9 protein-coding genes are annotated in these 11,532 nt (G+C 61.9%); 6 read left to right on the top strand and 3 right to left on the bottom strand.

From position 1 onward, the window contains the following. Positions 1-176: 176 nt before the first annotated feature. Positions 177-482, bottom strand: coding sequence for a hypothetical protein (locus AK81_RS10725; protein WP_043198919.1), 306 nt, complete (start codon positions 480-482; stop codon positions 177-179). A 126-nt stretch (positions 483-608) separates the two neighbouring features. Between AK81_RS10725 and AK81_RS10720 the strand changes: the two genes are divergently transcribed. Next, positions 609-1,079: an Lrp/AsnC family transcriptional regulator gene (locus AK81_RS10720; RefSeq protein WP_043198918.1), complete on the top strand. Its 471-nt coding sequence runs from the start codon at positions 609-611 to the stop codon at positions 1,077-1,079. Positions 1,080-1,181: 102 nt separating this feature from the next. Here AK81_RS10720 and AK81_RS10715 read toward each other — a convergent pair whose 3' ends face one another. After that, positions 1,182-2,549 (bottom strand): inorganic triphosphatase, encoded by a 1,368-nt coding sequence (locus tag AK81_RS10715; RefSeq protein WP_043198917.1) that lies wholly within the window; start codon positions 2,547-2,549, stop codon positions 1,182-1,184. Positions 2,550-2,664: 115 nt separating this feature from the next. On the opposite strand from AK81_RS10715, the gene argE reads away from it, so the two are divergent. Further along, complete coding sequence (argE, locus tag AK81_RS10710) at positions 2,665-3,807, top strand: acetylornithine deacetylase (protein ID WP_043198914.1); 1,143 nt, start codon at positions 2,665-2,667, stop codon at positions 3,805-3,807. A 124-nt stretch (positions 3,808-3,931) separates the two neighbouring features. Further along, positions 3,932-5,230: an amino-acid N-acetyltransferase gene (gene argA / locus AK81_RS10705; protein ID WP_043198913.1), complete on the top strand. Its 1,299-nt coding sequence runs from the start codon at positions 3,932-3,934 to the stop codon at positions 5,228-5,230. Positions 5,231-5,379: 149 nt separating this feature from the next. On the opposite strand, the gene AK81_RS10700 is transcribed toward argA, so the two are convergent. Then, entirely contained in the window at positions 5,380-6,756 is a 1,377-nt protein-coding gene (locus AK81_RS10700; RefSeq protein WP_043198911.1) for a glutamine synthetase family protein, read from the bottom strand. 574 nt (positions 6,757-7,330) lie between these two features. On the opposite strand from AK81_RS10700, the gene AK81_RS10695 reads away from it, so the two are divergent. The 3 genes from AK81_RS10695 (at position 7,331) to AK81_RS10685 (ending at position 11,527) form a co-directional block, all read left to right on the top strand. Further along, positions 7,331-8,689, top strand: a complete 1,359-nt coding sequence (locus tag AK81_RS10695) for a glutamine synthetase family protein (RefSeq protein WP_043198908.1) — start codon at positions 7,331-7,333, stop codon at positions 8,687-8,689. Positions 8,690-8,737: 48 nt separating this feature from the next. Continuing rightward, the gene (locus tag AK81_RS10690; protein WP_043198906.1) at positions 8,738-10,099 is read left to right on the top strand and encodes an aspartate aminotransferase family protein; all 1,362 of its coding nucleotides are present in this window, start codon (positions 8,738-8,740) and stop codon (positions 10,097-10,099) included. A 330-nt stretch (positions 10,100-10,429) separates the two neighbouring features. Then, positions 10,430-11,527 carry a polyamine ABC transporter substrate-binding protein gene (locus tag AK81_RS10685; protein ID WP_043198904.1) on the top strand — a complete coding sequence of 366 codons (1,098 nt, stop codon included), beginning with the start codon at positions 10,430-10,432 and terminating at the stop codon, positions 11,525-11,527. Positions 11,528-11,532: the final 5 nt, after the last annotated feature.

The raw sequence follows: 11,532 nt of genomic DNA, 5'->3' as shown, positions 1-11,532 counted from the left end.
TAGCCGGGCGGTGGAAGGGCATCGGAGGTGAAGGGTTTCGGGATTTTGCTGTGCATGTGCCGGCCTCTTCGCGGGCTCGCCCGCTCCCACAGGAACACCACAGGATTTGAGGTCGGTGGAAATCCTGTGGGAGCGGGCGAGCCCGCGAAAAGGCCGGCACAGGTAAAGCAGAGGGCTCAGACCACCGCCAGAGCCACCCGCTGTGCATTGCTCAGGCTCACCTCACCCACACACACCAGGTTACGCAGTTTCTGCGCAATCACCTCGGCCCGGTGCCAGCTCAGGCCGCCGATACCGACTTCGATATCCAGCCAGTCATCCTGTTGGCTGACGTGCACGCTGTGCGGGGTCAGGAACTGCAGGGCAAACAGGTTGAGCACGCGGCACAGGCTGTCGGGCTCGGCTTCGGCCTGCAGGCGATAGTGCACGGTGCTGTGGGCGTTGCTGGCGGCCCAGGCGTCGGTACGGGGCTGTGCGTTCATGCTGGTCTCCGCGAATGTGGGAGAAATTCTTGCACGTTAGCGGCGGCATTTTTTCGCTATGATTTGATCATTTCGCTGTGTTGGCGAATTGATTGATTCAGATTTTGGCTTTCAGGAGATTGAATAATGCACAGCGAGCTGGACGCTTACGACCGCCGTATTCTTGAACTGCTGCAAGAGGACGCTTCGCTGTCCAGCGCGCAGATCGCCGAGCGCGTGGGGCTGTCGCAATCGCCGTGCTGGCGGCGCATTCAGCGCTTGAAGGAAGAGGGGGTGATTCGCGGGCAGGTGACTTTGCTGGACCGCAAGAAGGTCGGCCTGAACACGCAAATTTTCGCCGAGGTGAAGCTCAATGCTCACGGGCGCTCCAACTTTACCGAATTCACCGAGGCGATCCGCGGGTTTCCGGAGGTGCTGGAGTGTTATGTGCTGATGGGGTCGGTAGACTTTCTACTGCGCATCGTCACGTCGGACATCGAAGCTTACGAGCGCTTTTTCTTCGAAAAGCTGTCGAACGTGCCGGGCATCCAGGAAGTGAATTCGATTGTGGCGCTGTCGGAGATCAAGTCCACCACCAGCCTGCCACTTTCGCGCTGAGGCTATTCGCGGGCATGCCCGCTCCCACAGGTTGGGCGCCAAGCCTGAGGCCTGCGCTGTACCTGTGGGAGCGGGCGAGCCCGCGAAGAATGCAACGCGGTCTCAAGCCTTGAGCAGGTGCTTCCAGCCGCGGCTCTGGTCAACAGCCCGAGCCTGTTCGATACGGGCTTCCAGCACTTCATCGCTGATCGGCAGTTCGGCCAGTTCGTGCAGCTTCTTCAGGTCGCCATACAGGCGGTCCATCTGCGGCGCTTCCAGCACCTGGCGGGCATGGTGCAGCCAGGCCAGCAGCTGCTCGATACGTGGCAGCTGCTCGGCCAGGTCTTCCGGGCGCTGGGTGTACAGCGGCAGCTTCAGTGCACGGCCTTCTTCGCCCAGCAGGTGTGCCAGCCAGCTGGCCAGCTGCGCCTTGCCCTGGCGTTCGCCACGGCCTTTGCGCTCCACGGTCCAGGCACGGGCCAGCAGCCAGCGCGAGGTTTCCAGCGAGAACTGGCCCCAGCGCACGTCTTCCAGTTCTTCGGCGAACTGCTCGGGGGCGGCGCGGCGGATGTCTTCGTCATCGTTGCCGGCCTGCACCAGCGGGCGCCAGTCTTCCAGCAGGGCGTCGAGGCTGGTGCGCAGGTCACGGGTGCTGGCACGCGGCGCGGCCTGGCCCAGGCTGGCGGTGAGGGCGCGCAGTTCGCTCAGGCACTCGACCCAGTCCTGCAGCAGGCGCCAGTGGCCGTTGTGACGGTACTGCTCGGCCAGGCGCTGGCTGCTGCCCAGCAGTTGCCAGGCCAATGCGGCGTAGGCGTCGTCCAGGGCCATCTCGGCTTCCAGCTCGGTGTGCGGCAGGCCCAGCTCGTAGCTGTCCGGCTCCAGCAGGCGGTAGCCACGCTCGGCCTTGCTGATGTCGCAGGGCATCAGCGGCAGGCTGGCGGCCAGCTCGGCGGCCAGCTCCAGCAGTGCTTGCGGGTCACCTTCGCGCAGTTCCAGCTCCAGCTCGCAGATTTCTTCCTTGCGCTTGCCGGCGATCACGAAGCCTTGGTCCAGCGCGGCCTCGATAACCACTTTGCTCTTGCCGCGGCCCCAGGCGATTTCGGCGTATTCACGGCTGAAGTCGGTGGTGAACAGCGGCTTGATGGTTTTCTTGTCCAGGCCTGCCAGTTGCTCGGGCCAGCAGGTGGCGTCCAGCTTCTTCAGGTCGAGCTTGGCCTTGTCCAGGTTCCATTCGTACTCGTTGCGCTCGGACAGGCCGGCCACGCTGGTGCCGCGGCACTTGAGGGTCTGGATCACGGCGTCGCCATCGCGGCGCAGGCGCAGGGCGACACGGGCGGCGGACAGCTCACGCTCGGGGGTGTCGAAGTACTGGTTGAGCAGTTCACGGGTCTGCCAACCGGACTTGTTGCGCTTTTTCAGCAGAGGGTGCTCGCGCAGGGCGGCAAGGGTCTCGCGGCTGGCGCGGAGCTTCAGTTCGGTTTCTTTGTGCATCACAGACTCGAAAGAGGGGCGTGGTTGGCGGAGAGTCTACAGCAGTCAGCCGCCAACGGTTTATTCCAGACGGCGGATAGCCCTATGATGGGCAACGCTTCCGAGGAGTATGTGCATGCCGTTGCCGACGCTGAAAGACCAGTTTGCCGCCTTGATCGCCGCGCCTTCGGTCAGTTGCACCCAGCCTGCGCTGGACCAGTCCAACCGCCAGGTCATTGACCTGCTGGCGGGGTGGCTGGGCGACCTGGGGTTTGCATGCGACATCCAGCAGGTCACGCCGGGCAAGTTCAACCTGCTGGCCAGCCGTGGCAGCGGCCCGGGTGGCCTGGTGCTGGCCGGGCACAGCGACACCGTCCCTTATGACGAACAACTGTGGGCCAGCGACCCGCTGAAGCTGACCGAGGTCGATGGCCGCTGGGTCGGCCTGGGCAGTTGCGACATGAAGGGCTTTTTTGCCCTGGTCATCGAAGCGGTCATCCCGCTGTTGGAGCACGACTTCAAGCAGCCGCTGCTGATTCTCGCCACCTGCGACGAAGAAAGCTCCATGTCCGGTGCCCGCGCCCTGGCCGAGGCTGGCCAGCCGCTGGGCCGTGCGGCGGTAATCGGCGAGCCTACCGGGCTGCGGCCGATCCGCATGCACAAGGGCATTCTCATGGACCGCATCGACATCCTCGGGCGCAGCGGCCATTCGTCGGACCCAAGCCTGGGCCGCAGCGCCATGGAGGCCATGCATGCGGTAATGGGCGAGCTGATGGGCCTGCGCCAGCAATGGCAGCAGACCTACCGCAACCCACAGTTCACCGTGCCGACCCCGACCCTGAACTTTGGCTGCATCCATGGCGGTGACAACCCCAACCGCATTTGCGGCCAGTGTGCGCTTGAATTCGACCTGCGGCCGTTGCCGGGCATGGATGTAGAACAGCTGCGCGCAGCCATTCGCGAGAAGCTGGTGCCCGTGGCCGAGCGCCATGATGTGCGCATCGACTACGCACCCCTGTTCCCGGAGGTGCCGCCGTTCGAGCAGGCTGCCGATGCCGAACTGGTGCAAGTGGCGGAACGCCTGACCGGCCATCGCGCCGAAGCGGTGGCGTTCGGCACCGAAGCGCCTTATCTTCAGCAGCTGGGCTGCCAGACCATCGTGCTGGGCCCTGGCGACATCGCCTGTGCCCACCAGCCCGGCGAATACCTTGAAATGTCACGAATCGAGCCTACCGTGCGTCTATTGCGTGACCTGATCCGGCACTATTGCCTGCACTAAACGTCAATCGAGTTGATTCGTTCCTGCCTAGAGGAGACCGCGCGTGACCGCAAGCCTGTTCCGACGATGATCTTGAACGCCCCTTGTATCGCCGTTCTCCGTCCACTTATCCACAGGCCCTGTCATGCCCGACTACGTCAACTGGCTGCGTCATGCCTCCCCGTACATCAATGCCCATCGCGACTGCACCTTCGTGGTCATGCTCCCTGGCGATGGGGTGGAACACCCTAATTTCGGCAACATCGTCCACGACCTGGTGTTGCTGCACAGCCTTGGCGTGCGCCTGGTGCTGGTGCATGGCTCGCGCCCGCAGATCGAAAGCCGCCTGGCCGATCGCGGGCTGACCCCCCACTACCACCATGGCCTGCGTATCACCGATGCCGCCACCCTGGACTGCGTGATCGATGCCGTTGGCGCCTTGCGCCTGGCCATCGAGGCGCGCCTGTCGATGGACATTGCCGCTTCGCCGATGCAGGGCTCGCGCCTGCGCGTGGCGTCGGGCAACCTGGTCACCGCGCGGCCGATCGGCGTGCTCGAAGGGGTGGACTACCACCACACCGGTGAAGTGCGCCGGGTCGACCGCAAGGGCATCAGCCGCCTGCTCGACGAGCGTTCCATCGTGCTGTTGTCGCCGCTGGGTTACTCGCCCACCGGCGAAATCTTCAACCTGGCCTGCGAAGACGTGGCTACTCGTGCCGCCATCGAACTGGGGGCCGACAAGTTGCTGCTGTTCGGTGCCGAGCCGGGCCTGCTGGATGCGGACGGCAAGCTGGTGCGGGAACTGCGCCCGCAGCAGGTTGCCCCGCACCTGCAGCGCCTGGGCAGCGACTACCAGGGCGAGCTGCTGGACGCCGCTGCCGAGGCCTGCAAGGGCGGCGTGGCACGCAGCCACATTGTCAGTTATGCCGAAGACGGCGCGCTGCTGACCGAGCTGTTCACCCGTGGCGGTGGCGGTACGCTGGTGTCGCAGGAGCAGTTCGAAGTGGTGCGCGAAGCGACCATCGAGGACGTTGGCGGCTTGCTGGAGCTGATCAGCCCGCTGGAAGAGCAGGGCATCCTGGTGCGCCGCTCGCGTGAAGTGCTGGAGCGTGAGATCGAGCAGTTCAGCGTGGTCGAGCGCGAGGGCATGATCATCGCCTGTGCGGCGCTGTATCCGATTGCCGATTCCGAAGCCGGGGAGCTGGCGTGCCTGGCGGTGAACCCGGAGTATCGCCACGGTGGGCGTGGGGATGAATTGCTGGAGCGTATCGAGAGCCGGGCGCGGCAGATGGGGTTGAATACCCTGTTCGTGCTGACGACGCGTACGGCGCACTGGTTCCGCGAGCGCGGGTTTGCACCTAGCGGCGTGGAGCGGCTGCCATCGGCGCGGGCTTCGCTGTACAACTACCAGCGCAACTCCAAGATTTTCGAGAAGTCCTTGTAGGCCTGTACCGGCCTCTTCGCGGGCTCGCCCGCTCCCACAGGGTGATCTCCAGGCCTGAAGCCTGTGGTGTACCTGTGGGAGCGGGCATGCCCGCGAAGCAGGCGACACCGATCACAAACAAAAACGCCGCCCTTGAGGGCGGCGTTTTTTTACACGGTGTGCAGGTACCAGTTGTACTCGAGGTCGGAGATCGAATGCTCGAACTCCTCCAGCTCGCTTTCCTTGCACGCGACAAAGATGTCGATGTACTTCGGATCGATGTACTTGTTGAGGATCTCGCTGTCGTCCAGCTCGCGCAGGGCATCGCGCAGGTTGTTCGGCAGGCTTTGCTCCAGCTGTTCGTACGAGTTGCCTTCGATCGGTTTGCCCGGCTCGATCTTGTTGGTCAGGCCATGGTGCACGCCAGCCAGCACGGCCGCCATCATCAGGTACGGGTTGGCATCGGCGCCGGCTACCCGGTGCTCGAGGCGCACGGCATCGGCAGAGCCTGTTGGCACCCGCAGCGCTACGGTGCGGTTGTCCAGGCCCCAGCTTGGCGCGTTCGGTACATAGAACTGCGCGCCAAAGCGGCGGTACGAGTTGACGTTCGGGCAAAGGAACGCCATGGACGCGGGCAGGGTCTCGAGCACACCGCCGACAGCGTGACGTAGCGCGGCGTTCTGCTCGGGATCCTCGCTGGTGAAGATGTTGTTGCCATCTTTGTCCAGCACGGAAATGTGTACATGCAGGCCGTTGCCTGCCTGGCCCGGGTAGGGCTTGGCCATGAAGGTGGTGTCCATTTCATGGTCGTAGGCGATGTTCTTGATCAACCGCTTGAGCAGTACCGCGTAGTCGCAGGCCTTGAGCGGGTCGGGCACGTGGTGCAGGTTGACTTCGAACTGCGCCGGGGCGCTTTCCTTGACGATGGCGTCAGCCGGGATGCCTTGTTCTTTCGCGCCTTCAAGGATGTCCTGCAGGCAGTCGGCATATTCGTCGAGGTCGTCGATCAGGTACACCTGGGTCGACTGCGGGCGTTTGCCCGAAATTGGCGAGCGCGGCGGCTGTGGGCGGCCGTTCACGTTCTCCTGGTCGATCAGGTAGAACTCCAGCTCGAATGCAGCGCAGATGGTAAGGCCCAGTTCGTCGAACTTGCTCACTACCTGACGCAGTACTTCACGAGGGTCGGCGAAGAACGGCTCGCCTTCGATCTCGTGCATGGTCATCAGCAGTTGGGCAGTGGGGCGCTTTTGCCACGGCTCATTACAGAGCGTGTCGGGGATCGGGTAGCAGATGCGGTCAGCATCGCCGATGTCCAGGCCAAGCCCGGTGCTTTCGACGGTGGAACCGTTGATGTCCAGGGCGAAGAGGGAGGCCGGCAGGTTGATGCCTTTCTCGTAAACCTTGTGGAGGCTGGTGCGCTCAATGCGCTTGCCACGCACCACACCATTCATATCTGCAATCAGAAGGTCAACGTAGAGAACCTCAGGATGTTCCTTAAGGAACGCGTTCGCTTCGTTAAGCTGAACGGCACGCGGGGGTACCGACATGATGCAACACCTTTGTTGTTAAAAATATCAATCAAGGGGGGCTTGCAGGACCAGTCAATCGAAAAGCCATACTGATGTCAAGCCAACCCAATGATGCCCTGAAATGGCACATCTACGGCAGATTTGCTGCATATCGGGGCGTGCCATTATCCGCTATTTCACGTGTGAAGGGCTATCTCAAGCGTGCCGTCTTTTATTTTTTACGCGGGTGTTGTGTAAAAAAATGAACAAGGCTAAGCTCGGTCACAACCCAGAACACAATAATACGAGGGTCACATGGTCCGCTTGCCGCGACCTGAAAGCACTGCCTGCGCAGTGCCAACGGGTACCTCTGTCGTTTTTGCAAGCTTCGTCAATGGCGTGGTCGCCCTGGCCGCAATAATTGACGTTTGGCGCTTCCGGGCCCGCCCTCGTAGCGGCTTACCGCCCTTCGCTTCGTCTTCCTGCCCTTCGAACTCATTATGGACACACTCGTTTTCAGTGTATCCACTGCGGCGCTGCGCGGGGGTTTTTGCTTTAGCAATCTACTCCATCCAGAATCAATGCGCGGCCCACCTTACCTCCTGAGGTATTTATGAGTAACAACCTCGACCAGCTCACCGATTGGTTGAAAGAGCACAAGATCACCGAAGTCGAATGCATGATCAGTGACCTGACCGGCATTACGCGCGGCAAGATTTCGCCCACCAACAAATTCATCGCCGAAAAAGGCATGCGCCTGCCCGAGAGCGTGCTGCTGCAGACCGTGACCGGCGACTATGTCGATGACGACATCTATTACGAACTGCTCGACCCGGCCGACATCGACATGATCTGCCGGCCCGACGAGAATGCCGTGTTCCTTGTACCGTGGGCCATCGAGCCGACTGCACAGGTGATCCACGACACCTACGACAAGAAGGGCAACCCGGTCGAGCTGTCGCCACGCAACGTCTTGAAGAAAGTCCTCCAGCTTTACGCAGACAAGGGCTGGCAGCCGATTGTCGCGCCCGAGATGGAGTTCTACCTGACCAAGCGCAGCGAAGACCCGGACTTCCCGTTGCAGCCCCCCGTAGGCCGTTCGGGCCGCCCGGAAACCGGCCGCCAGTCGTTCTCGATCGAAGCCGCCAACGAATTCGACCCGCTGTTCGAAGACGTCTACGACTGGTGCGAACTGCAGCAGCTGGACCTGGACACGCTGATCCACGAAGACGGCACGGCGCAGATGGAAATCAACTTCCGTCACGGCGACGCCCTGCACCTGGCCGACCAGATCCTGGTGTTCAAGCGCACCATGCGCGAGGCGGCGCTCAAGCACAACGTGGCTGCCACCTTCATGGCCAAGCCGATGACCGGCGAGCCGGGCAGTGCCATGCACCTGCACCAGAGCGTGGTCGACGTGGCCACCGGCAAGAACATCTTCAGCAATGAAGACGGCAGCATGAGCGAGCTGTTCCTCCACCACATCGGTGGCCTGCAGAAGTTCATCCCCGAGGCGCTGCCGCTGTTCGCCCCCAACGTCAACTCGTTCCGCCGCTTCCTGCCCGACACGTCGGCGCCGGTGAACGTGGAGTGGGGCGAAGAAAACCGCACCGTCGGCCTGCGCGTACCGGATGCCGGCCCGCAAAGCCGCCGGGTCGAGAACCGCCTGCCGGGTGCCGACGCCAACCCGTACCTGGCCATTGCTGCCAGCCTGCTGTGTGGCTACATCGGCATGGTCGAAGGCATTCAGGCCAGCGCGCCGGTACAGGGCCGTGGCTACGAACGCCGCAACCTGCGCTTGCCGCTGACCATTGAAGACGCCCTGGAGCGCATGGAAAACAGCCGTGCGCTGGTGCAGTACCTGGGCAAGAAGTTCATCACCGGCTACGTCGCAACCAAGCGCGCCGAGCACGAAAACTTCAAGCGTGTCATCAGTTCCTGGGAGCGTGAGTTCCTGCTGTTCGCTGTCTGATAAACCCTGGGGCCGCTGGAGCGCGGCTGTCGAACAACGGAGAAGCACATGAGCACCAACAACCCGCAAACCCGTGAATGGCAAACCCTGAGCGGGGAGCACCATCTCGCACCTTTCAGTGACTACAAGCAACTGAAAGAGAAGGGGCCGCGCATCATCACCAAGGCCCAAGGGGTGCATTTGTGGGACAGCGAGGGGCACAAGATCCTCGACGGCATGGCGGGCCTGTGGTGCGTGGCGGTCGGTTACGGCCGTGAAGAGCTGGTGCAGGCGGCAGAAAAGCAGATGCGCGAGCTGCCGTACTACAACCTGTTCTTCCAGACGGCCCACCCGCCTGCACTGGAACTGGCCAAGGCCATTACCGATGTGGCGCCCGAGGGCATGACCCATGTGTTCTTCACCGGCTCCGGCTCCGAAGGCAACGACACCGTGCTGCGCATGGTGCGCCACTACTGGGCGCTGAAGGGCAAGCCGCACAAGCAGACCATCATCGGCCGTATCAACGGCTACCACGGCTCCACCTTCGCCGGTGCCTGCCTGGGCGGCATGAGCGGCATGCACGAGCAGGGCGGCCTGCCGATCCCGGGCATCGTGCATATCCCGCAGCCTTACTGGTTCGGCGAAGGCGGTGACATGACCCCGGATGCGTTCGGTGTATGGGCGGCCGAGCAGCTGGAGCAGAAAATTCTCGAAGTCGGCGAAGACAACGTCGCCGCCTTCATCGCCGAGCCTATCCAGGGCGCCGGCGGCGTGATCATCCCACCGGACACCTACTGGCCGAAGGTGAAGGAGATTCTCGCCAAGTACGACATCCTGTTCGTTGCCGACGAAGTCATCTGTGGTTTCGGCCGTACCGGGGAGTGGTTCGGCTCTGACTACTACGACCTCAAACCCGACCTGATGACCATCGCCAAAGGCCTGACCTCCGGTTACATCCCCATGGGCGGTGTGATCGTGCGTGACACAGTGGCCAAGGTGATCAGCGAAGGCGGTGACTTCAACCACGGCTTCACCTATTCGGGCCACCCGGTAGCGGCCGCGGTGGGCCTGGAAAACCTGCGCATCCTGCGCGACGAGAAAATTGTCGAGAAGGCGCGCACTGAAGCGGCACCGTATTTGCAAAAGCGTTTGCGTGAGCTGCAGGACCACCCGCTGGTGGGTGAAGTACGCGGCCTTGGCATGCTTGGCGCGATCGAGCTGGTCAAGGACAAGGCCACCCGCAGCCGTTACGAGGGCAAGGGCGTGGGCATGATCTGCCGCACCTTCTGCTTCGAAAACGGCCTGATCATGCGTGCGGTGGGGGACACCATGATCATCGCGCCGCCGCTGGTCATCAGCCACGCGGAGATCGACGAACTGGTGGAAAAGGCCCGCAAATGCCTCGACCTGACCTTGGAGGCGATCAACTGATCACCTGCTAGGCTGGAGAGGCCTGAATGACTGTTTTGAATACTCAATTTCGGCACAAGGTTTTACTGAGCGGCGTTGGCACTTCTCGCCGTAGCTGGCTACGACTCGTCGTGCCGCCTTGCCCAGTAAATCCTTGCACTCGAACTTGAATATTCAAAACAGCCACTCAGGCCTCTTTGATGTGACATTAAGTCGTTACAAGGCTCTGCTTACCTTGAAACAGAGCCTTGTAACTTGCCAGACTAGCGACTGTTTCAGTCGCCGCGCGCTCTGCACCGTAGGTCCTGGCTGCTGAACAGATGGCTAAATAAAAATTCTGGAGCATGACGCATGAATAAAATGGGCAAGACGTTGCTGGCCGCAGCCCTGATGGGTGCCATGGCTACTGCTGCACAGGCTGACGACAAGGTGTTGAACGTCTACAACTGGTCGGACTACATCGCGCCGGACACCATCGCCAAGTTCGAGAAGCAGACCGGTATCAAGGTCAAGTACGACGTATTCGACAGCAACGAAACCCTTGAAGCCAAGCTGCTGGCAGGCAAGTCGGGCTACGACATCGTGGTGCCGTCCAACAACTTCCTGGCCAAACAGATCAAGGCGGGTGTGTACCAGGAACTGGACCGTTCCAAGCTGCCGAACTGGAAAAACCTCGACCCGGACCTGCTCAAAGCCGTTGGCGATGCCAGCGACAAGGACAACCAGCACGCCTTCCCGTACATGTGGGGCTCGATCGGCATCGGCTACAACCCGGAGAAGGTCAAGGCCGCGCTGGGCGTGGACAAGATCGACTCGTGGGATGTCGTGTTCAAGCCTGAGAACATCGCCAAGCTCAAAAGCTGCGGTGTGAGCTTCCTCGATGCACCAACCGAAATGCTGCCGGCCGCGCTGCACTACCTGGGCCTGCCGAGCAACAGCACCAAGAAAGAAGACCTGAAAGCCGCCGAGGACCTGTTCCTCAAGATTCGTCCTTCGATCACCTACTTCCACTCGTCCAAGTACATCGGCGACATGGCCAACGGCAACATCTGCGTGGCTGTCGGTTACTCGGGTGACCTGGAGCAGTCCAAGGCCCGCGCCCACGAAGCCGGCGACAAGGTCAAAGTGGACTACGTCATTCCGAAAGAAGGCGCCGGTACTTTCTACGACATGGTCGCCATCCCGAAAGATGCCGAGCACAAGGATGAGGCCTACCAGTTCATGAACTTCCTGCTGCAGCCGGAAATCATGGCCGAGATCACCAACGCCGTGCGCTTCCCGAACGGCAACCAGGCTGCCACTGCGCTGGTGGACAAAGACATCAGCGGTGACCCGAGCATCTACCCGCCTGCCGAAGTGAAGAAGCAGCTGTACGCGATCGCTGCGCCTGACGCTTCTGTGCAGCGTGTGATCACCCGCAGCTGGACCAAGATCAAGTCGGGCAAATAAGCCCG

This window comes from Pseudomonas putida W15Oct28 (assembly GCF_000708715.2).
GTDB classification, from domain to species: Bacteria; Pseudomonadota; Gammaproteobacteria; order Pseudomonadales; family Pseudomonadaceae; genus Aquipseudomonas; species Aquipseudomonas putida_R.
Note: the sequence above shows the minus strand (reverse complement) of the source record. Positions and strands in the feature narration are given on the sequence as shown.